This is a genomic window from Spongiimicrobium salis (assembly GCF_043678055.1).
GTDB classification, from domain to species: domain Bacteria; phylum Bacteroidota; class Bacteroidia; order Flavobacteriales; family Flavobacteriaceae; genus Spongiimicrobium; species Spongiimicrobium salis.
This window is the reverse complement of record NZ_JBHEQA010000006.1, coordinates 53,651-76,044: the sequence shown is the minus strand read 5'-3', so window position 1 is coordinate 76,044 and position 22,394 is coordinate 53,651. Positions and strand designations below refer to the sequence as shown.

Here is a 22,394-nt window from a genome sequence, read left to right as displayed (position 1 = left end):
TAAAAAGGCCCAAATTCACTGATTTTGGGCCTTTTTTTTCTAGTATACACCATTTCGCTACCTATTAAGCCTCTTCCAAGGCTTGGGTTACATCTGCAATAATATCATCGCAATGTTCCAAACCTACCGATAAACGCACCATACCATCCGTGATACCACCAGCTTGCCGCTCTTCTGAGGAAAGCTTGCTATGCGTTGTGGAGGCTGGATGTGTTACAATACTTCTGGAGTCGCCTAAATTTGCCGATAGGGATAAGAGTTTTATGGCATTGAAAAATCGTTTTCCCGCTGCTACGCCCCCATTGATCTCAAAGGCGACCACGCAACCTCCGGCTTTCATTTGTTTTTTAGCCACTTCATATTGGGGATGTGATTTTAAAAAGGGGTATTTCACCCAATTTACCTTAGGGTGATTTTCTAAAAATTCAGCAACTTTTAAGGCATTTTCACAATGGCGATCCACACGTAGCCCCAGTGTTTCAAGACTTTTGGACAATATCCATGCATTAAAGGGAGACAAGGCGGGTCCGGTAATACGCGAAAAGCGATATACTTTATCCATTAATTCGGCACTTCCTACCGTAATTCCTGCCAATACACGTCCTTGACCGTCCATCAATTTCGTCCCGGAATGAATGACCAGATCAGCGCCATACTTAATGGGCTGCTGCAGATAAGGAGAGGCAAAACAATTATCAATAATCAACAACAAGCCATGTTTTTTTGCAATTTTTCCCAAGGCTTCCAAATCTAAAATATCCACCCCCGGATTGGTAGGCGATTCGGCATACAGTACTTTGGTATTTGGCGTCACCAGGGCATCGATCTGATCCAAAGCGGTAATATCAAAATAGCTGGCCGTAATATTCCATTTGGGCAAGAATTTAGTAAATAAAGTATGGGTGGAACCAAAAATATTTCGTGCCGAAATAATATGGTCTCCACTATCCAATAAAGCCGCAAAAGTGGAGAAAACGGCAGCCATACCCGATGCAAAGGCAAAACCGGCCTCTGCGCCTTCCATCTTGCATACTTTTTCTATAAACTCGGAAGAATTGGGGTTGGAATAGCGCGAATATATATTTCTGTCTTTCTCTTCGGCAAAGGAAGCCCGCATGTCCTCGGCATCTTCAAAAACAAAACTTGAGGTAACATACATTGGAGTCGTATGCTCTAAAAATTGTGTTCGTTCTGTGTGGGTCCGTATGGCTTCTGTTTCAAATTTCTTTTTCATGATCGTATTGTTATGTCATTTTTGTGATGGAGTCTTAAACATCTCCAAATCCCCTCAAAGGGGCAATTATTATATTTCATTACTCAAATTTCAACTATCCTTTTTCTGCAATTCGCAATATGTCGCCAAAAACTCCTCTCGCAGTCACGGCTGCACCGGCGCCTGCACCCTGAATTACCAGAGGGTTCTCTCCATAAGATTCTGTATAGATCTCTATAATAGAATCTGATCCCTTTACCTGGCCCAGGGCACTTTCTTTGGGCACAGAAATGAGTTTCACTTCTAGGGTACCTTTTTCTTTCTGCAAATTTCCGGACAAATCTCCCACATAGCGCAGTACGTGTCCTGGGGCTTGTTCTTGTTTTAAGCGATGAAATGCTTCATCCAAGGAAGAAATCTGTTCTTGAAATTCCTCTCTTGAAATTTCTTGTAATCCAGCAGGAATGAGATTTTGGATGGCAATATCCGAAAATTCGTTCCTCAAATCCAATTCCCGGGCCAAAATCAATAATTTTCTCCCTACGTCATTCCCCGAAAGGTCTTCCCGTGCATCAGGCTCAGTAAATCCTTTGGCCATGGCCTCCTGTACAATATGGGAAAAAGGAGCGTCCACCTCGGAAAACGTATTGAAAATATAACTCAGGGAACCTGAAAATACGCCTTTAATTCGGGTGATATTTTCCCCGGACAAATGCAATAATTTGATCGTATCGATCAAAGGAAGTCCGGCACCCACATTGGTTTCGTACAAGTACTGCTTTTGATGCTTGTCCAGTACCTGCCGTAATGTTTCGTAATAGCCAAAATCCAAGGTATTTGCGATTTTATTGGAGGATACCATATCATAGCCATTGGCAATAAATGTTGCATATTGTTCCACAAAGTCCAAACTAGCCGTATTGTCTATGGCAATCAGGTTTTCCAAGTGATGCTTCTCTGCAAAATCGAAGACATCTGCTGGGGTATACCCAATGCCATTTTCTCTAAGCGAGGAACGCCAATTTTTGGTCACTCCGTAGGCATTCAATAAGACTTTTCTGGAATTGGCCACTGCAAAAATATGGAGCTGAATCCCTTTGCGTTTCTCAATGGTTTTTGCAGATTTTAAAATCTGATCGATTAGGGTTCCGCCTACATTGCCATGTCCAAAAATAGCGAGATTCACTTTTTTACTGATTCCAAAAACCTGTCCGTGCATTACATTCAAGGCCTTGTGCAAATGTGCTTTCTGCAGCACCAAACTCACATTCTTTCCCGTAATGGTGTTGTTGAAAAGCAAAGGAACAATCCCGTTCTTGATCAACTCGTTATACGGTTTATGGAAGGTACTGAGGTCCTGACCTACAATAGAGATTACAGAAACTTCACGGAGTACGGTGATCATATTGATATCCTTGGTATAAAAATCATCCTGAAATTCTGTCTCCAGCGCTTTCTTTGCCTTGGTCGCTTTTTTCGCCTCTACCACCAATCCTATACCGCGTTCAGAGGAGCCTTGGGAGATAATACTCACATTGATATTGTTATTCCCCAAAGCCTTAAAGATACGGGCATCAACGCCCACTTTTCCCAATAGGCCGCGCCCTTCAAGGTTAATGAGGGCCATATCTTCGATCACCGAAAGGGATTTAATGCCTTCTTTACTCGTTTCAGCGCTGATCAAAGTCCCTTCATTATCATTATTGAAGGTATTTAATATTCGTAAAGGAATATTCTTCTCTAGCAGGGGAATAATGGTTTTAGCATGCAATATGGTCGCTCCAAAATTGGCCAACTCATTGGCTTCCCCATAAGATAATTGAGAAATACGCCTGGCATCCGGAACCAGATCCGGATTTGCCGTAAAAATACCATCTACATGCGTATAACTCTGAAGTTCCTCTGCATTGAGGAAATTGGCCAATAGGGAGGCCGTATAATTACTGCCATTTCTTCCTAGAGTAGTGGTTTCATTCTCCATATTAGAGGCAATAAAACCTGTTACAATAGGAATACAGCCTGCTTCCAGATCTGAAAATGCAGCCAATACATTCTCTTTGGACAACAATTCCAACACCTGGGCATCACCAAAAGTCGCATCCGTTTTAATCAACTGTCTGGAATCTATTTGCTTGGTTTCAATTCCTTTTTCGTGCAACAATTGCGTTACTAGTTTAACCGAGATCAATTCTCCGTAAGACAGTACCTCATCTTTTATTTTATGGCTATAATCTCCCAATAAAGACACCCCTTCAAACAGTTTCCATAAGGCATCGAATTCAACACTAAAATCGACCCGATGGTATTGATCTTGTTGGTACGTTTTAAAAGCGTCAAATTCCTCCTGATAGGATTTCCCCTTTACGGCCTTTTTGAGTATCCCTTCCAACTGGTCGGTAGCTTTGCCGCGAGCGGACAGTACAATAGCTATTTGCTCTCCTCCTTGGGCCTTGGCCGTAACGATATCCAACACATTGGCGATACCTTCTCCATTCCCCAGGGACTTTCCACCAAATTTTAAGACCTTCCACCCCTGCCCTTTTCCATGCTTATGGAAGACCTCTTTTAAGAGCGTTTCCAATTGTTCAAACTCTATTAAAAAGGCATCGTGACCATGGGGAGATTCCACTTCCCCATAGGTTACATTACTATTGGCTTGGGCCAATTGCTTATAGGTTTCCTTGTTTTCCTTTGCCGTAAAAAAGAGGTCCGAATCTACCCCTACAATATGAATATGGGTGTTACTTTTTTGCAATGCCACAAAAGCCTCTTCTCCATTTCGGGTAATATCAATGGTTTTTAACAACTGGTTCATGAGTTTATAGGCCGCCAATTGAAAGCGTTCTTGCAGCTTTTTGCCGTGATGCGTCAACCAACTTTCCACATTAAACACCTGCAATTCTTCATTGGTACTTCGGCTAAAACGTTCTTTAAAGGATTCCGGAGTGCGATAACAGAGCATGGCATGCATACGGGCGTCATGGACGGGTTGTTTGGAATTCACCAAAAATTGCTCTTGGATCTGGCAATTGGCAATCAACCAATCGGTCGATTTCCAGTCGGTCGCCACAGGAATAAGGTGCTCCGTGATATCCGGTCGTATTGCGGCCATTTCCCAGGCAATCCCTCCTCCTAGGGAACCTCCAATGATGGCATATAGTTTAGTGATTTCTAAAGCAGCCAATCCCTTCAAAAAGATTTCCGCGATATCTCCCGCTACAAAGTCCTTATAATTTTCAATCAGGAAACCATCATGTCCATTTCCAGGCACGTTAAAAGCCAGGACCGTATATTTTGTGGTATTAATGCATTTTCCATCGCCGATCAAAGCGGCCCACCAGCCTTTTTCCCCGCTGACATTGGAATTTCCGGTCAAGGCATGGTTGACCAGTACTATGGGCGCCGTGTGCAATTCCGGTCCAAACAATTGGAAGGACAATGGGATATCCAAAGTGGTTCCACTATAGGTGGTATATGATTTTAATTCGAGATGCTGCATCATTTTTCCTCTTCTACTTAGCTATACTAGATTCTATTCCATTAAAAAAACAAACATGCTATACTTCTGTATAGTGCGTATCAAAAAAAGTGTTAAGAAGAAAAGTGAATTACGGAAGACTTCCGTTATTGTTATCTGTCCCGGAGGATAGAATGTAGCACCTTCTTTGCGTTGCACAAAGGGTTGCTAAGGCTTCATAGGGTCTATTCCCTCCACCTTTCTTGATAACCATTCAATAAGCGTTTGAACTTTGAAGGGACAAATATACGTTCGGAATTTTTTATTATCCTAATATTTTGTGGAAAAATGTAAAATAATTTGGATTGGAGTTAATTTTTCTATGGGTTTATAGGAAGTGGTGGTTCTCGACAGCGCCTGTATGCCGACAGGTAGGTGCTCTCGTTCTCGACTGCGCCTGCCTGACGGTAGGCAGGCTCGAACTGACACGTTCTGCGAAGTTTGCAACTTTGTAACACTCATACTCATTCTCGACTGCGCTCGAACTGACACGTTCTGCGAAGTTTGCAACTTCGTAGTTCAAACTCAAACCTAATACCTCATTCCCAATTGCGAATACCTCAACCCTCAACAACACCCCTAAAATCCCCTCAAGGGGACAATACTTCACATTCAAACATTGCTGTCACTTCGAGTGTTTTTTTGTGAACGCAGTGAAACAGAAAAATGTATCGAGAAGCGTTTTCATATCATAGTACTTTTACACTTTATAAAGGTTCTCGATACAATTCCTTTTTTCTTCCAGAAAAAGGAATCACTCGAACTGACACATTCTGCGAAGTTTGCCACTTTGTAGCACTCATACTCGTTCTCGACTGCGCCTGCCTGACGGTAGGTAAGGCTGAACTGACAGAATAAAACTAAAAAACCGTGATTTCTACAGAAGAAATCACGGTTTTCAATATGTTTTCAGAAAAGTTTATAAACCAAATGCCTCTTTTACCGCATCTACATGGTCCAATTTTTCCCAAGTGAACAATTCCACTTCTTTTTCTACCCTTCCGTTATAAGGCGATTCAAAGACCTTGGTAATAGTCGTTGATTCTTTCCCCATATGTCCATAGGCCGCAGATTCCAAATAGATGGGGTTGCGCAATTTTAAGCGTTCTTCGATCGCAAAAGGGCGCATATCAAAAAGCTCTCCTACTTTTAGGGCAATGGCACCATCTTCCATATCCACTTTGGCGGTACCATAGGTATCTACAAAAATAGAAGTGGGTTCTACAACGCCAATCGCATAACTCAATTGCACCAATATTTCATCGGCCACTCCAGCAGCTACTAAGTTCTTGGCCGCGTGACGTGCCGCATAGGCCGCACTACGATCCACTTTACTGGGATCTTTTCCACTAAAGGCGCCTCCTCCGTGAGCTCCTTTTCCTCCATACGTATCTACAATAATCTTACGTCCTGTGAGTCCTGTATCTCCATGGGGGCCTCCGATCACAAACTTTCCAGTAGGGTTGATATGATAGGTAATCTTATCATTGAACAATTGCTGTACATAAGCAGGCAACTGGGCAATCACTTTAGGCATTAAGATGTTGATAATATCCTCCTTGATCTTATCCAGCATGACATCGTCATTGCTATCAAAATCATCGTGCTGGGTGGATACCACAATGGTATCGATACGCTGCGGTACATTGTCATCGGAATATTCAATAGTTACCTGGGATTTGGCATCCGGACGCAAATAGGGAATAGCATTCCCTTCCCGTCGCAGCTCTGCCAATACTTGTAGAATCTTATGGGAAATATCCAGTGCCAGAGGCATATAATTTGCCGTTTCTTTGGTGGCATAACCAAACATCATTCCCTGATCTCCAGCTCCTTGTTCTTCTTTTTCTCCACGATCTACCCCTTGGTTGATATCTTGGGATTGTTCATGGATCAAAGAAATTACGCCACAGGAATCTCCACTAAACTGATATTCCCCTTTGGTATACCCAATAGTGTTGACCACTTCACGGGCAATGGATTGTACATCCAAATAGGTATTGCTCTTTACTTCTCCTGCCAAGACCACCTGACCTGTGGTCACCATAGTCTCGCAGGCCACTTTACTTTCTGGATCAAATGCTAAAAAATTATCCAATAAAGCATCACTGATCTGATCCGCTACTTTATCTGGATGTCCCTCACTTACAGATTCCGAGGTAAATAAATATGCCATAATTCTTTTTCTATTTTTTTGGAAGAAGATTTGACCTGGAATAGGAGCAGCCCGCTAAAGTGGACAAGAATCGAATAGGAAATCGATACCGCTGTTTTAGCATTTTTAATGAGGTTGCAATCAGTCAAATCTTTCCTCTTAAACTTCGCTAGCAAAAGTATGAAAATTGTTTTGTTGGCAAAATGCTTTTAAGAAAGAATTCAGTGGAGTTCCGCACATCTGTTAAAATTCGCGATAAGTCCCATAAACATTGCCTTAAAGAGTGTAATGTATTGGATTATTATCGACTAAAAAATAAAAAACTATGTTAAAGCACTTTATTGTAACCCTCTTCCTTGTCAGTAGCTATCTTGTACAATCCCAGCAATTCAAACATCCGGGCAAATTGATGCTACAAGACGAAACCTATACCGGAACATTTTCCAACAAGGTGACGCCAAGAACTAAAGCCCTGGTTTTTAAGGCCTCAACATCTGAAACCTTTAATATTTTAAGTTTGGACAACGCCACTTTGGTCTATGATCAAAATGGGCGCAGCTATCAAACCAAAAAAATCAATGGAAACATTCAGCTGTTAGAAGTTCTCGTAGAAGGGAAAGCAAGGCTGTACAAAAATCCCATCTCCAACAACCTCATCATCCAAAAAAGCGATGAAGAAAGTAAAGTGCTGGCTCGGGCCACCAATAAGACAGGCATCTCGGAATATTCTCGTGGTGTTTTGGCCATTCTTTTCAGTGATTGCCCCCAAGTGAGACAATTGGTTAGTAGCCATAGTTTTTCCTATTCCAAAATTGATGATCTCACCACCCAATACAACAATTGTGAAAATTTTGAGGAAGGATATGTCTTGACCGATACACAAATTAAGGATTTGGCCTATGACGAAGAAGGAAGTACCTATACCTTGGATGTAGGTGTTGGCTATTTCTTTGAGAGCAATGACGGTCTTGTGGGAGGGCAAAATTTTGATGCCAGCCTCAATGGTTTATCCTTTTTTGTAGGCGGAAGCTTTTCCCCTTCCTATTTAAAAGCCTACAAAAACACCTTTTTCTTTGATGTCACCGCCACTTATTTGGTCAATGCCTCGGATGGCCCTGTAGAAAAAAGCGCTTTCCGCCTATTGTTTGGTCCTAGGGTCGTATTCTACAAAGACAGCAACCTAAGTCCCTATATCAAATTTAGTGTGGGACTGGCCGTTGACCGCTATACCTTGGATTTTTCCGGTTTTCCAGGCCTTGATGGTTTTCCCAACCCTTTGGAAGATTCCGATACTAGCCTCAATGCAGGGATTGAAATAGGAGCTACCATCCACAAAAACATCCGATTGGGAATATTGTATGTTCCGGAGTATAGTGCCCAGGTATTTTCCGATGCTGATAATTTTGGTGTTCGTTTGGATAACAATAGTTTTAATCTAAAGTTATCCTACGTTTTTGGAGGGAAGTAAGGGAATATCCGCTGTCGGGAAATAGCCCTTCTAAGAAACTGTTGTCGTTATTGCAGATCTGTTTTCCTTGCAGGAGTCTATGGTTTTTTTATAATGTTCCTCTTTTTTATGGTCATCATCCATTAAAAAGCATCTGAATACAGAATAATAACAAAATAGCGGCTACTCCTTGCACTAAAGTAGCCAGGGTATGACTCTTTAAAGTGGTTTTGGTATCCATTCCCGAGAACTGGGAAACCACCCAAAAATAACTGTCATTGATGTGAGAAACAGTCATGGCTCCAGCTCCAATGGCCAAGACTGCAAGTGCGCGGGACAGTTCACTTTCCAACCCCAGTACATCGGTCATGGGGGCGATTATCGTAGCAGTGGTAATAATGGCAACGGTAGAGGAGCCTTGCGCCGTTTTTAAAATGGCCGCGAGGATAAAGGGTAAAAATATCCCTACTTCCAGCCCGGTAAAATAGGTTTCGATAAGTACTCCTAAATTTCCTGATCGGAGGATCCTCCCAAAAGCGCCTCCCGCCCCCGTAATGAGTATAATGACCCCGGCTTCTTTTAAAGCGCTGGATACCCAACCTAAACGCTCTTTCACCGGAGTTTTTCGGCTCACCAATTGTACGGCCAACAGAATGCCTATAAATAAAGCAGGCACAGGGTGCCCCATAAAAGAAAGGATTTTGGCTATACTCCCATCTCCAAAGGGATGCGAGGGGTAATTGGAAATAGATCTTAAAGCAATTAACAGGATGGGGATTCCTATGGGGAGCAATACGGCAAAAACGCTGGTATTGCTCTCTGTGATTTCATCAGCAACCTCTAACTCTTCGTGATGTTCGGCATCAAGTTTAGCGCCCGATTTTACGGCCCATAAGTACCCTACGAAAGCCGTAGGAATGGCTACGATAAGCCCCATAAGAATAACGAGCCCCAAATCGGCATCCATAGCGGCGGCAGCGGCCAAGGGGCCCGGCGTTGGCGGCACAAAAACATGGGCAACATAAAGTCCCGTAGAAAGGGCCACGGCAAAAACCACCACAGAAATCCCTGTTTTTTTACTTAGGGCTTTGTTCAGTGCGGAGAGTATAATAAAACCAGAGTCACAGAATACAGGGATTGAAACTAAAATGCCCGTTAAATTCATTGCCAAAGGAGATCTTTTCGTTCCAATGCGCTTTAAAATGTACTTCGCTATGGTTGCCGTACCTCCCGATTTTTCTAAAAAAACGCCTATCACAGATCCAAATCCTATGATAATTCCTATACTAGACAGGGTTTTCCCAAAGCCCTCACTGAGTTTATCCAATATTACCTCCCCGTCCAAGCCCATTAAAAATCCAGTTATTACTGCGGCCAGAATCAAGGCGATAAAAGGGTGTACCTTAAATTTGGCAATGGCAACTACTATAAAGACAAGAACAACTAAAATGACAAGGAGTAGATTCATACAGACAACATTTTAATCTTTGATCAACACATTTGATAGGATTAAAATACAAGATCAATTTTAAAGTTGGACTTTGATTTGCCATTCGGCCTATGGATACATCTTTTTTTTTAGTACCTCATCAACAATAGCAATAAAGCCAAAATTGAATGAGGTTTTCATTTTGACCTTATTGCCAAAGGAGTATGGAATATTACAATTCGTATTTTACCCCCAATACCACATAGCGCGGCTGTACCAAATATTCAAAGGTACTGATCAGGTTATTGGAAAAGGAATCCCTACGGATAGAGGTCGTATTTAATAAATTTAAGCCAGAAATTTTAAATTCCCAATGGCTATCCTCCTTCTGGTAGTAGAGCGATGCATTCAAGAAATCGTAGGTGCTTTGGGTGCTTCCATTTCTGTTTTTATAGTCATTGTATTGGTAATCTGCGATAAGCGAAAATCCTTTTAAGAAATACGCCTCAAAGTTCACAAAAGGTCGGTTGGTCACAAAAGTGCTCGATCCACTAGAGCTTTGATAATCGTTAATGATCTTTTCAAAACCTACTTCCACATTGGGCCATTCCTTAAAATTGGTATCTATAGACGTTTTATAGTTTTGTACAAAAGAAGTATTTTCATTTACTGCTCCGTCTATAAAATTATTGTATTTGGCATAGGTAAGATTGGCCTCTCCCCTAATTTTCATAAACGAAAGTCGTTTTTCATAACTTCCCCTACCACTCAAATTTTCATTGGCCGCATCAATATTGATAGGCGTATAATTACGATCTAGATTTTGATAGGTGAGTATATTTTGAATATCATCTTTTTTTCGTTGATAATTCAAATTTGCATTGATATTCGTAAAATTGAACATATTAAAATTATAATAGCTGAGATTAAAGGTTTGATACCAGGCATTTTCCAATTGTGGATTCCCTAAAAACAAACTATTGTAGCTTCGGATAATAGTGCCCTGCGATAAATTTTGAATATCCGTAAACTCCGCTTGGGTATTGTAGGTAAGGCTTATGGACTCCGAACCTCTAATATCATATTTGGCATTTAGACTGGGCAAGAAAAGGGTTTTGTCCAATTCGGTCTCCACGCCCAGTTGTGTATTTGCCGTTTGATAGCTATGCACCGTAAAGCCCGGGCTCAAGGTTAATTTTCCCAGTTTGGTCTTATACCTGATCCCGGCATACAAATCCAGAAAATCATAAGATACATCATTGGTCAAACCAGGGTTTGTTAGGGGTGTACTGGTCCCATTGCTGAAGCGCTCATCGATGGAAGATTGCAAGCCTTGATGATTGCTGTTGGTACCAATGGAAAAATTAATGTGATTGGTCTTGTTCAAAATTCGATAATAGTTCACCACAGCATCAAAACTATTGGTAAAAATCAATTGATCCTGGAATAGCCCAAAGGGACTTTCCCCATTGAGATCCAATGCAGCTAGGAATGGTACCTGTGATGTGCTTAAATCATAGGTGGGGTCCTGTTTTTTATATTTGTAGCTCGCCTCAAAAGACCATACGTTTTTATCGTTCTGGGCATAAAAACCCTCCAAAAGTTGCTCAATGGAAAACGGCTGTCGGGCTACGGTAGATCCAATGACATTATTGACATTTCCAAAATCAGAATTCGAAAGTCCGTTTTGGTTAAGCGAAGCGGTTTTTAAATATCCATCATAAGCAAGGTGCAGCCCGGCATGGGGCGTATAAGTTGAAGATAATTTCAACAGGCCCGAAGTATTGTCTTGCTCCGTTTCCGAAGCTAAATTCTCCTCATTATTGCCTTGTTCCCGAATATAGGTCCTAAAGGAATTGGAAATAAGGTCCGTCTTTGTATTGGAAGCGATGGCAAAACCAGAAAAATTGATTTTTTTATTGGGATTGTAGCTGAAGTTTAAGGCCCCTAAAGCAGATTCAATACTTCTTGCCTGATTGTTTTGGAGAAAGGCCAATCCGGCATCGTCCGAATTTATTTGAAAAGAAGAGCCCGATCGTCTACCCAGATTTTTCAGTCCACCACTGAATCGGAAATAATCCTGCAGGGTAAACGATTGCTCTCCAATATTGTTGGCTCCCCCGATGAAATTGACACTCGTCTTGGGCGAATAATAGAAAAGATTGGCCTTGGAGGTATAACGATCGTCCGGTCCTGCCCCTGCGGCCACATCGCCAAACCATAAATTTTTCTTTCCCTCTTTCAATTTAATGTTCAGGGCTATTCGATCATCACTCTGCAAGCCTTTTAAAGGACTTACATCGTTGAAGTTTCGTAGCAGCTCTACTTTATCCACTGCGTTCGCAGGTAAATTTTTTGTAGCCATCTTGGTATCTCCATCAAAGAACTCTTTCCCCTCTACCAATACTTTGCTCACCGATTTCCCTTGCACTTTTACTTGTCCGTCCTCGCCTACTTCAAAACCGGGCAGTTTCTCCAAGACTTGTTCCAATTTTTTCTCCTTACCATCGGTAAAGGCATCCGCTTTATAGATGATGGTATCTCCGGAAACACTGATCGGTAGTTCTTGTACCAATTCTACTCCCTCCAATTCATTGGCAGCCGCTTTTAATACAATATCCTGAGTGATCTTTTCTTTGGATTTTGGTTGTATTTCTTTCTCCCAGGTCTCAAAACCCAGGTAACTCACGCGAAGGGTATATAAACTATCTATTTTTAAGGAAAGTCGGTAGCGGCCATCACTATCCGTAATGCCGTAGGAAGCAATTCCCTTACTGTTTTTATTAATAGCAATGACATTTGCCAATTCCAAGGGCTGATTCAAAGAATCTTTTACGACCCCCTCAACGGTAACCGATTGGGCATTAAGATTTGGACAAAAGTATCCCAGTCCTATAAATAGGAGCATGTATATTCTCTTCATTTTTTTGATTGCTTTTTTGTCGCTTTAGATCAAGCGTTTTAGTTGAATGTCTACTTCTTTAATTGTACCGGATGGCGTTTTCAATTTTAATTTTACGGTATGACCTTCTTTTTTTAGTAATTTTCGATAGGTTCTTAAATTGGGTTCCGAAACCCCATCAATGCCCAGCAATTCATCCTTTTCTTCAACACCTTTTTGTTGCGCATTGCTTCCTTCCACAAGGGTTTCGATATAGACCCTTCCATCTCTTTTCTCTATGGTAAAGCCACTCAAGGGAAATTCAAAAGGTTTTTCAAAATTCGTATTGGGTTTAAAGTAAAAATGTCCTCCTGCATAGTCCAATACCATATCCAGTCTATTGATGATCTTAGCCCCTAGAATTCCTGCATAGCGTTTGGAGCCAGAAACTCCGGTATTCGTGGTGGCCAATTGTACGGGCATATTTCCAAAAGTATAATCGAACAATGTTAAACCTTCAATACTTCCCATAATAAAGGCAGAAGATTTTGTAAGCCCCCTAGCTTTTCCCGTTATGGTCTTTCCTACTTTGCGCTGCAACCGATTCTTCTTTGCATAGGGCGTATTGAACAAAACCGTAAGATTGGCTCCACTATCGAATAAAAAATCCCCTTGAAGTTTTTTTCCATCAGCAAGGGTATATTCCAGGCCTACAAGAGGGATAGAAGTATTTTTAAAGGTCATGGGAAACTGTTTATGATCTTCCAAAAAAGGAACCTCATCGATATGCTCGTACAAGGAAATTGTTTTTTCCTTAAAATTGAATTGCGTAACGTACCTCCTTAGGATATCGTATCCAATAATACCCTCCAAAGCTACGCCGGTCCGCTGTTCCAATTCCTCTAAATCTACCAAGACCAGACGAATTCCTTCGAGGTTCAGGTTTTGGATTTTAATCTTCTGCCTTTGGGCTATTTCATATTTTTGAGAACCTGCTGTGCCTTGAGCATAGGTGGTGGCCGTTGGTTGAATTCCCAGGCGCTGTGCTACCTTCTTATCCAAAACGGTTGTTGTGGCTCCCGTATCGAATACAAAATTCAAAGCTTCTTCTTGATCATTGACCTTTACTTTAATAAAAACAAGGTTATTTTCTTCAAAGGGGATTGTGGTTAACTGTGCATTCAGTATTCCTATGAATAGGAAGATTCCTAGAGTGATGACGTTCTTCATTTTTTGATTGATGTAGTTTAAATGAACCATAAGATACTAAATGCACAGAAAATCCACATTTTTGACTAACCACTTATTTTGATGGAGAAGCTGGAATTTGTTCCTTTTTTACGTCCGCCTCCATTATACATTTTTTCCATTTCCTTGGCTTTTTCCCTTGCGATTTCCTCAAACGCTTTACTGGTAATTTCTTTCCCTTTTGTAGGCGGAGCAATAACGATTTCTTCTTTTGGGTTTAATACGATTTTACTGCAAATCAACACCCTATTGCCGTTATTGACCTCCAATATCAGCCCTGGCAATCCCCAATAACGCTCCGGGCCATGGTTTACAGGAATTTCAGGGGTGTACCAAGCCGTTGTAGTTTGCATTTTGGTTTCTTTTTTTTCATCGGAAGTTCCATCGTCCTTTTGTGTAATCTGAAACGAATTCACCTCTCTGGTCATGGTAGCCTTATAACAGGTATATTGTCCAATTTGTTTGGTTTCACTTCCCAATTCCCATTCATACACATTTAGGCTGTCTTTGATCAGAAATTGTTTCCCGAAAAGATCGGTAGATTCCACTCTTCTTTTGTCTTTTGTATTTTTATATAAGGCTCCATCTCCCCCTCCAAAGCCAGAGATGACCAACTTTACATTAGAATTCCCCGGAGCAGCTCCCCCAAGGCTTTCGGCCTCTTTCCATGTAGATTCCGAAGCGTTGAATTGCAATTCAAATTCTTTCTGCATGGCTTTTTTGAGCATGGCCTGTATTTCATCCATCTGCGCATTGGGCACTTGCGTACTGTCCATTTTAATATCAATGCTGGAAGATGTCTTATAGGTTGCTATTCCTTTAAAATTCTGGGCATTGAGTTTTGAACTGATCAGAATTGCGGTAACAATTAAAATATGAGCTAATGTTTTCATGGTTTTCGTATTCGTTTTATAAAATTATTTTGCGGTAAACTCCTTTAGATAGGTCCTGATTTTTGCTGTTCCCTCTTTCATAGATTCTCTTAATTGAGTTCTATTTTCTTGAATTCCGTTAAGCCTTATGTTGAAATTGGAGAAAGTGACCTTGGCGTCTCCCAACGATTTCTTTTTAAAATCCCCATCGATGACAAGGGCAATTTCTATAGGTTGGTGTGCAGCATTCCCATCGAATACTTGAAACATATCGTCCCAATCCAACGTTTCCAATTCTTCGATTTCCGTTACTTTAACTTCTAAACTTGTTATGGCACTTTCTACAGAAGTACTCGTATTTTGTTGAGCAAAGCTGTTGACTCCTATAAGAAGAAATAGACTGAAAAATAGTTTTGTAATTGTTTTCATAAATGTTGATTTTAGTGGTGATTTCTATTGCAAATTTGGCAGCCTTTCCCAAGAAACAAGGTTAACCAATGTTAACGAGTGTTAACCGCTTGATATTCAACCATAAATTGTAATTACTTTTGAAGTGTAAAATACTTTGGTGTAGTATGCTAAGATGATCACAAAAGTAAAACGTTGCCCGCACTCAACGAGATACACCAATCAAAAAACCTGTGCAGATGAAACAAAAAAACTATCGTTTACTGATTTACTTTATCGCAGCGACCATTATTGCTACGATAAGCATACAGGTCTATTGGAATATTCAAAACTATAAGACCAACAAGCAACGCTTGATCAATGAAGTACAGATCAGTTTGGACAATGGAGTTGAAGTGTACTATACCGATTTGGCCAAGAGCGATTTCCTTTCCTTTGTAGATACCAAAAAAGATACCGCCTATACCTTAGATCGGGCCAAGAATTTTTTACAAGTGCTAGACATCGGAAATCTTAGTACCAGTATTGATAGTTCTAGGCTTGCCAGCGAGCATAGTGATCATCCTTTTAGTTTTTCCAGTTTCATTGACAGTTCTACAACGGTACAAGGAAATAAGACTTCTAAAAATTATGAATCCATAGCAATATTTGCAGGAAGAAGAGCTGCGGACAGCATTCAAGATATAGGCAGTTTTATCAATAAGTTTACCATTTCCATCACCCAAGATAGCATTGACTTTGGAAAGTTGGATTCTGTTTTCAACACGGAACTGTCTCGAAAAAAGATTGGGATTCGTTATCGCTTGAATCACCTTAAAAGAGATACCATTTTTGAACAATACAATCCGGATAGCCTGAAGCATTTGGCATTGACCACCTTATCAAAATCTACCTACCTCCCTCCAGGCCAACAATTGGAATTGCGCTATGACAATCCTACCCTAGTGGTCTTAAAACGAAGTATGACGGGGATTTTATTATCTTTTTTACTTTCGGTATGTATTATCATATGTCTGCTCTATTTGCTGCATATCATTAACAAACAAAAGGAATTGGCGGAGATCAAGAATGATTTGATCAGTAATATTACCCATGAATTCAAGACGCCTATAGCCACCGTAGCCACGGCAATTGAAGGCATTAAACATTTTAATGAGGCCAACGATCAGGCTAAAACAGACAAATACCTGGACATTTCCGATCAACAGCTTAAGAAATTGCATCAGATGGTGGAAAAACTATTGGAGACCGCCACCTTGGATAGTGATAAATTAATTATCAATAAGGAAGAAATGGATATGGTTGCCATGCTCCAAAAAATTACGGATAAACACCAAATGTTATCGCCTTCAAAATCCATTGTTTTCAAGACCGGGATGGATACTTTGCTAAAGGAGGTAGATCCTTTTCACTTTGAAAATGTGGTCACTAACCTTATTGATAATGCGGTAAAATATGGCGGGGATACCATTGAGGTCAACCTTAATTCCCTCTTGGATGCCACAGAGATCACTGTAGCCGATAATGGAGGAAAAATAGATAAAAACCAACGAGAGAAAATCTTTGATAAATTCTATAGAATACCAACAGGGAACCGACACGACGTCAAAGGTTTTGGTATTGGCCTGTTTTATGTGAAAAAAATTGTAGAGAAACACGGGGGTACCATCCAATTACTTCCAGATGCCAAAAACACCATCTTTAAAATAAGCTTATGAGCGACCAACCCATAAAAATACTATTGGCCGAAGATGAACCCGCTTTGGGCCAAATTGTAAAAGAAAGTCTTGAAACCCGAAATTTTGAAGTTCTTTTTTGTGAGAACGGAGAAAAAGCACATAAAACATATCTTTCCGAACAACCAGAATTGCTGGTTTTGGATGTTATGATGCCTAAAAAAGATGGTTTTACCTTAGCCAAGGAGATTCGTGAAAAAGACCCGCAAATTCCCATTATATTCCTAACGGCAAAATCTCAGGTAAAAGATGTCGTGGAAGGCTTTCAACACGGAGGTAATGATTACCTTAAAAAACCCTTCAGTATGGAAGAGCTCATTGTCCGGATCCATGCCCTTCTCGCTCGGAAAAGCTTAAAACAGCAATCTGAAAATATTGAGTTGGGCAAATACACCTTTAACCATACCCGGCAACTTCTTATCCTGGGCGAGGAAGAAATTCCATTGACCCATAGGGAAGCAGAGCTACTTTTTCATCTTTCCGAAAAGAGAAATCAAATTTTAGATCGCTCCCTAATCCTGAAAAAGATATGGGGAGACGATGATTTTTTCAATGCTCGAAGCATGGATGTCTTTATAACCAAGCTTCGAAAAAAATTACAACAAGACAAGGATATTCAAATCGTAAATGTTCGAGGATATGGATACAAATTAATCTGTTGAATTTTTAGAACGCTTTATCTTCTATTTCCTACAAGCTTGTTATTTTATCTCTTAAAATAATGAGAAGTCTATTTTTCTCTGGTATTTCAAAGACTATTTTTTCTCTTCCTAAAGATCATTCGTATATTGTGCAACCAACTATCTTTAGAACACAGGGCAACCAACAATTTTAAACATCGCATATGCATATTGCTGTAGCAGGAAATATAGGCGCGGGAAAAACTACATTAACCCGTTTACTTTCAAAACATTATAAATGGGAAGCACATTTTGAGGACGTCGTGGACAATCCCTATTTGGATGATTTTTACAATCAAATGGAGCGATGGAGCTTTAACCTGCAAATTTACTTCTTGAACAGTCGGTTTCGCCAAATCCTACAAATCAGGGAAAGTGGAAAAAATATTATTCAGGACAGGACAATTTATGAGGATGCCTTTATTTTTGCTCCCAACCTGCATGCCATGGGGCTAATGACCAACCGTGATTTTCAGAATTACTCCAGTCTCTTTGAATTGATGGAAAGCTTGGTACAACCTCCTGATTTAATGATTTATTTACGGAGTTCCATTCCCAATCTCGTCAATCAAATCCATAAAAGAGGGCGCGATTATGAAAATACCATTTCCATAGATTACCTAAGTCGTTTGAACGAACGCTATGAAGCCTGGGTGCACGGGTACGAAAAAGGAAAGCTGTTGATTATTGATGTGGACAATCTAAACTTTGTGGACAAACCGGAAGATTTAGGGGTGGTCATCAATAAAATCGATGCGGAAATCCATGGTTTGTTCTAACTTCTAGGCACATTATAGTACTACCCGCGATTAAGGTCTTTCCGATTTCGCGACAAAGATGATAAAGTATAATCTTTATTCCCTGTATTTTGAAATTTCGTGTGGTATTACAGTTCTTCTCTCTTCTTTTGGTAGGTGCTATGAACGTATCCTGCACGGTGCTGCAATGGCGCTCTTCTGATACTGAAATCACAGAACATTTCAACAGTTTGGAGATTCCTACACGGATTTCATATTTTGAGGTCGATAGTTTAAAACTGAACATCAGAATACAACATATTGAAAAATCGGAAAATACCATTGATCTTGTATTTTTTCATGGTTCCCCTAGCTCCCTATCCGCTTGGAATGGTTATCTGACCGATACGCTTTTGGCCCAAAAAGCAAATATGCATGCCGTAGATCGCCCTGGCTATGGCTACTCCAATTTTGGTAAAGCTATGCCCTCCATACAACAACAGGCACAGCTAATGAGCGCATTGATACATTCCAATGACTTTAGGAATGTCATCTTGATCGGTTCCTCCTATGGTGGACCTTTGGTTGCAGAAATCGCAGCGCTAAACCAAAATATCAAGGCTATTGTAATGATATCACCAGCCATTGACCCTGAACAAGAGAAGAAAATATGGGCTTCCCGCTTAACCCAATGGTGGGCTACCCGTTGGTTGGTCCCTACAGGATATCGTGTGGCCGGGGACGAAAAAACAGTACATGCCCAAGAATTGGCCCTATTGGAAAAAGATTGGTCCAATGTCAATATTCCCATTATCCATATCCATGGAGACCAAGATGATATTGTTCCTTATGGAAATGTAGACTATACGGCTAAGGCATTCCCTAATATTACGATCATTACTACTCCCGATACCGGTCATGAAATTGCCTGGAAGCGACCCGAATTGATCAAACCACATCTCTATCGGCTACTAGATCAGCTCACAGAATAGCATAAAAAAAGGGCATCCATTACAGATACCCTTTTTGCATTTATGATAGGAATAGTTAGTTCATTTCCAATACCATGGTCTTGTCATCATGGGCAACTACTTTATCTGCAGTTTCCGTCATTTGAATTTCCATAGCGTCATTTTCCAATTCAGCGACTCCGGATTCTGTATGTCCTCCTAAGATAGGCGCGATTACCAAGCCGATCAAACAGGTTAACTTGATCAAAATATTCATAGAAGGTCCAGAAGTATCTTTAAATGGATCCCCAACAGTATCTCCAGTAACAGCAGCTTTGTGTGCTTCCGATCCTTTATAGGTCATCTCTCCATTGATTTCAACACCTGCTTCAAAAGATTTTTTAGCATTATCCCAAGCCCCGCCAGCATTGTTCTGGAAGATGGCCCAAAGAACTCCAGAAACTGTTACTCCAGCCATATAGCCTCCCAACATTTCGGCAATGGCCAAATTATCCATTCCAAAAGCCAAAGGCACAAAGGCAATCAGTAAAGGAAAACCTATAGTCAGTAATCCTGGTAACATCATTTCTTTAAGGGAAGCCTGTGTAGAAATTGCCACACATTTGTCGTACTCCGGTTTTCCGGTACCTTCCATGATTCCTGCAATTTCCTTAAACTGTCTTCTCACTTCGTATACCATTTCCATAGCTGCTTTACCTACAGCGTTCATGGCCAAAGCAGAAAATACTACCGGCACCATTCCTCCTACGAACAACATGGCCAATACAGGAGCTTTAAAGATATTGATCCCATCGATTCCCGTAAAGGTAACGTAGGCCGCAAATAAGGCTAAAGAAGTCAATGCTGCGGAAGCAATGGCAAATCCTTTTCCCGTTGCTGCCGTTGTATTTCCAACAGAATCCAAAATGTCTGTACGCTCTCTTACAATAGGCTCTTGTTCGCTCATTTCAGCAATACCCCCAGCATTATCTGAAATAGGTCCGAAAGCATCAATCGCCAACTGCATCGCCGTAGTGGCCATCATTGCCGATGCCGCCAAAGCAACACCGTAGAAGCCGGCAAAAGCATAGGACGCCCAAATGGCACCTGCAAACAATAATACGGATGGAAAAGTAGAAATCATCCCCGTGGCCAAACCTGCTATGATATTAGTTCCTGCTCCGGTACTTGACTTTTGTACAATTTCCAAGATTGGTTTTTTACCCAAACCAGTATAATATTCTGTCACTGAAGAAATTACTCCTCCAACGATCAAACCGACCAATGTGGCAAAGAATACGCTCATAGCAGAAACATCTTTCAATCCTTCTCCGAAGAATTCCATTTTCATGGTTTCAGGTAACATCCATGTACATAGGGCAAAACAAGAAATGGCCACCAAAACAATTGAGGTGATATTCCCTATGTTCAAAGCCCCCATTACTTGCTTCTCTTTCGCATCATTACTTTTTATTTTTACCAAAAAGGTTCCTATCACAGAAATAATGATTCCCGCACCTGCAATGGCCATAGGCAACAGAATAGGACCTATACCTCCAAAAGCGTCGGAAATACTTCCTCCCATATCCTTGATCACATAGTTCCCCAATACCATAGCAGCTAAAACAGTTGCTACGTATGACCCAAATAAATCGGCTCCCATTCCTGCTACATCTCCCACATTATCACCAACGTTATCTGCGATAGTCGCTGGGTTTCTTGGATCATCTTCTGGTATTCCTGCCTCTACCTTTCCTACCAAATCAGCTCCAACATCGGCGGCCTTCGTATAAATACCGCCACCTACACGGGCAAATAATGCAATAGATTCTGCACCCAAGGAAAATCCTGCGAGCGTTTCCAATACAATCGTCATGTCTTCTGTAGAAGTCCAAGTACCGTGCATGAAAAAATGAAAGAAGAAAATAAAGAAAGCGGTAAGTCCCAATACGGCAAGGCCTGCAACTCCCAAGCCCATTACCGTACCTCCACCAAAGGAAATATTAAGGGCGTTGGGCAAGCTAGTTCTTGCGGCTTGTGTGGTTCTTACATTGGTCTTAGTAGCAATCTTCATTCCTATATTTCCTGCATAGGCAGAAAAGAATGCTCCAAAAATAAAAGCGATGACAATAAGCCAATGCGTTGTAGGTACAATAACCGATACAATTGCCAGTAAAATACTGACCACCAAAACAAAAATGGCAAGAAGTTTATACTCTGCTTTTAAAAAGGCTAAAGCTCCTTCGTAGATGTAATCAGAAATTTCTTTCATCTTACCATCTCCAGCATCCTGTTTCATTACCCAAGACCGCTTTATCAGCATGTAAACTAAACCTAATATTGCCATTACAATTGGCATATAAATCATCAATGACTCCATGAATTCTCTTGTTAAATATTTAGGGTCGCTAATGTAGTAAAATCAAATAGAAAAAAAAAAGCAATATCACTTGCATGATATTGCTTTTTTATCCTATTCCATTTGGACGGTATTATTTTATGCTGACTTCTTTCGTCGGAACATCACTTTTCTTAAAACGTTCTATACATTTTACGATAATTTCTTTGGCCTCATGGACATCTCCCCAACCACCTACATCTACTTTTTTCTTCTCCAAATCCTTATATACTTTAAAGAAGTGTTCGATCTCTTTGATCAAATGTGGATTCAACTCACTCAAATCCGAAACTCTATTCGCGATAGGATCGGATACTGGAACACAGATTACTTTTTCGTCCGGACCTTTTTCATCGGCCATATGGAATACGCCAATAGGTTTTACTTCCATAACACAGCCCGGGAAAGTTGGTTCTGTCACCAATACCAATACATCCAAGGGATCTCCATCCAACGCCAAGGTTTCTGGAACAAAACCATAATCTGCTGGATACATCATCGAAGAGAAGATCATACGATCGTATCGTATCTTTTTCAATTCAAAATCGTATTCGTATTTATTTCTACTTCCCTTTGGGATTTCTATCAATACATCAAAGGATGTAATTTCTTCTTTTGTCATCTTTTCTATAATTGGGGCGCAAAGATACTCGATTTTTTACGGAAAATTAGGCTCAGACTTTAATAAAACATTAAGGATGTATCTTTTCAACCAAGATAAGG

The 22,394-nt window shown here is 40.7% G+C and carries 15 protein-coding genes and 1 riboswitch; of the genes, 5 read left to right on the top strand and 10 right to left on the bottom strand.

Going from position 1 to position 22,394, the window contains the following annotated elements; translation table 11 throughout:
- Positions 1-64: 64 nt before the first annotated feature.
- The 3 genes from ACEXOE_RS20540 to metK form a co-directional block, all read right to left on the bottom strand.
- On the bottom strand, positions 65-1,234 hold the full coding sequence (locus tag ACEXOE_RS20540; protein WP_394750739.1) for a trans-sulfuration enzyme family protein: 1,170 nt from the start codon (positions 1,232-1,234) through the stop codon (positions 65-67).
- A 94-nt stretch (positions 1,235-1,328) separates the two neighbouring features.
- Positions 1,329-4,715, bottom strand: coding sequence for a bifunctional aspartate kinase/homoserine dehydrogenase I (gene thrA, locus ACEXOE_RS20535; RefSeq protein WP_394750738.1), 3,387 nt, complete (start codon positions 4,713-4,715; stop codon positions 1,329-1,331).
- A 125-nt stretch (positions 4,716-4,840) separates the two neighbouring features.
- Positions 4,841-4,943, bottom strand: a riboswitch (SAM riboswitch).
- A gap of 706 nt (positions 4,944-5,649) precedes the next feature.
- Positions 5,650-6,906, bottom strand: coding sequence for a methionine adenosyltransferase (gene metK / locus ACEXOE_RS20530; RefSeq protein WP_394750737.1), 1,257 nt, complete (start codon positions 6,904-6,906; stop codon positions 5,650-5,652).
- Between the two features lie 304 nt (positions 6,907-7,210).
- Between metK and ACEXOE_RS20525 the strand changes: the two genes are divergently transcribed.
- Positions 7,211-8,353 (top strand): hypothetical protein, encoded by a 1,143-nt coding sequence (locus tag ACEXOE_RS20525; protein WP_394750736.1) that lies wholly within the window; start codon positions 7,211-7,213, stop codon positions 8,351-8,353.
- A gap of 115 nt (positions 8,354-8,468) precedes the next feature.
- On the opposite strand, the gene ACEXOE_RS20520 is transcribed toward ACEXOE_RS20525, so the two are convergent.
- The 5 genes from ACEXOE_RS20520 to ACEXOE_RS20500 all read right to left on the bottom strand — a co-directional run bounded on the left by ACEXOE_RS20520 (position 8,469) and on the right by ACEXOE_RS20500 (position 15,191).
- A complete protein-coding gene (locus tag ACEXOE_RS20520; protein ID WP_394750735.1) occupies positions 8,469-9,800 on the bottom strand; it encodes a GntP family permease in 1,332 nt (443 codons plus the stop codon).
- Positions 9,801-9,993: 193 nt separating this feature from the next.
- Entirely contained in the window at positions 9,994-12,684 is a 2,691-nt protein-coding gene (locus ACEXOE_RS20515; RefSeq protein WP_394750734.1) for a carboxypeptidase regulatory-like domain-containing protein, read from the bottom strand.
- A gap of 24 nt (positions 12,685-12,708) precedes the next feature.
- A complete protein-coding gene (locus tag ACEXOE_RS20510) occupies positions 12,709-13,872 on the bottom strand; it encodes an aspartyl protease family protein (protein WP_394750733.1) in 1,164 nt (387 codons plus the stop codon).
- A 65-nt stretch (positions 13,873-13,937) separates the two neighbouring features.
- Positions 13,938-14,783, bottom strand: coding sequence for a GLPGLI family protein (locus ACEXOE_RS20505; protein WP_394750732.1), 846 nt, complete (start codon positions 14,781-14,783; stop codon positions 13,938-13,940).
- 24 nt (positions 14,784-14,807) lie between these two features.
- Positions 14,808-15,191, bottom strand: a complete 384-nt coding sequence (locus ACEXOE_RS20500) for a hypothetical protein (protein ID WP_394750731.1) — start codon at positions 15,189-15,191, stop codon at positions 14,808-14,810.
- Between the two features lie 218 nt (positions 15,192-15,409).
- On the opposite strand from ACEXOE_RS20500, the gene ACEXOE_RS20495 reads away from it, so the two are divergent.
- The 4 genes from ACEXOE_RS20495 to ACEXOE_RS20480 all read left to right on the top strand — a co-directional run bounded on the left by ACEXOE_RS20495 (position 15,410) and on the right by ACEXOE_RS20480 (position 19,315).
- Positions 15,410-16,888: a sensor histidine kinase gene (locus tag ACEXOE_RS20495; protein WP_394750730.1), complete on the top strand. Its 1,479-nt coding sequence runs from the start codon at positions 15,410-15,412 to the stop codon at positions 16,886-16,888.
- Positions 16,885-17,568 (top strand): response regulator transcription factor, encoded by a 684-nt coding sequence (locus tag ACEXOE_RS20490; RefSeq protein ID WP_394750729.1) that lies wholly within the window; start codon positions 16,885-16,887, stop codon positions 17,566-17,568. The genes ACEXOE_RS20495 and ACEXOE_RS20490 overlap by 4 nt, the downstream gene beginning before the upstream one ends.
- A 182-nt stretch (positions 17,569-17,750) precedes the next feature.
- Positions 17,751-18,365: a deoxynucleoside kinase gene (locus tag ACEXOE_RS20485; RefSeq protein ID WP_394750728.1), complete on the top strand. Its 615-nt coding sequence runs from the start codon at positions 17,751-17,753 to the stop codon at positions 18,363-18,365.
- A gap of 89 nt (positions 18,366-18,454) precedes the next feature.
- On the top strand, positions 18,455-19,315 hold the full coding sequence (locus ACEXOE_RS20480; RefSeq protein ID WP_394750727.1) for an alpha/beta fold hydrolase: 861 nt from the start codon (positions 18,455-18,457) through the stop codon (positions 19,313-19,315).
- 55 nt (positions 19,316-19,370) lie between these two features.
- Here ACEXOE_RS20480 and ACEXOE_RS20475 read toward each other — a convergent pair whose 3' ends face one another.
- Together ACEXOE_RS20475 and ACEXOE_RS20470 are read right to left on the bottom strand one after the other, a co-directional pair.
- Entirely contained in the window at positions 19,371-21,653 is a 2,283-nt protein-coding gene (locus ACEXOE_RS20475) for a sodium-translocating pyrophosphatase (protein WP_394750726.1), read from the bottom strand.
- 112 nt (positions 21,654-21,765) lie between these two features.
- Entirely contained in the window at positions 21,766-22,293 is a 528-nt protein-coding gene (locus ACEXOE_RS20470) for an inorganic diphosphatase (RefSeq protein WP_394750725.1), read from the bottom strand.
- Positions 22,294-22,394: the final 101 nt, after the last annotated feature.

Bases quoted from the DNA above. Each gene is read 5' to 3' on its own strand.
- ACEXOE_RS20510 (WP_394750733.1), bottom strand. From the start codon at position 13,872: ATGAAGAACGTCATCACTCTAGGAATCTTCCTATTCATAGGAATACTG.
- metK (WP_394750737.1), bottom strand. From the start codon at position 6,906: ATGGCATATTTATTTACCTCGGAATCTGTAAGTGAGGGACATCCAGAT.
- ACEXOE_RS20470 (WP_394750725.1), bottom strand. From the start codon at position 22,293: ATGACAAAAGAAGAAATTACATCCTTTGATGTATTGATAGAAATCCCA.
- ACEXOE_RS20505 (WP_394750732.1), bottom strand. From the start codon at position 14,783: ATGAAAACATTAGCTCATATTTTAATTGTTACCGCAATTCTGATCAGT.
- ACEXOE_RS20540 (WP_394750739.1), bottom strand. From the start codon at position 1,234: ATGAAAAAGAAATTTGAAACAGAAGCCATACGGACCCACACAGAACGA.
- thrA (WP_394750738.1), bottom strand. From the start codon at position 4,715: ATGATGCAGCATCTCGAATTAAAATCATATACCACCTATAGTGGAACC.
- ACEXOE_RS20525 (WP_394750736.1), top strand. From the start codon at position 7,211: ATGTTAAAGCACTTTATTGTAACCCTCTTCCTTGTCAGTAGCTATCTT.
- ACEXOE_RS20475 (WP_394750726.1), bottom strand. From the start codon at position 21,653: ATGGAGTCATTGATGATTTATATGCCAATTGTAATGGCAATATTAGGT.
- ACEXOE_RS20500 (WP_394750731.1), bottom strand. From the start codon at position 15,191: ATGAAAACAATTACAAAACTATTTTTCAGTCTATTTCTTCTTATAGGA.
- ACEXOE_RS20495 (WP_394750730.1), top strand. From the start codon at position 15,410: ATGAAACAAAAAAACTATCGTTTACTGATTTACTTTATCGCAGCGACC.
- ACEXOE_RS20485 (WP_394750728.1), top strand. From the start codon at position 17,751: ATGCATATTGCTGTAGCAGGAAATATAGGCGCGGGAAAAACTACATTA.
- ACEXOE_RS20515 (WP_394750734.1), bottom strand. From the start codon at position 12,684: ATGAAGAGAATATACATGCTCCTATTTATAGGACTGGGATACTTTTGT.
- ACEXOE_RS20520 (WP_394750735.1), bottom strand. From the start codon at position 9,800: ATGAATCTACTCCTTGTCATTTTAGTTGTTCTTGTCTTTATAGTAGTT.
- ACEXOE_RS20490 (WP_394750729.1), top strand. From the start codon at position 16,885: ATGAGCGACCAACCCATAAAAATACTATTGGCCGAAGATGAACCCGCT.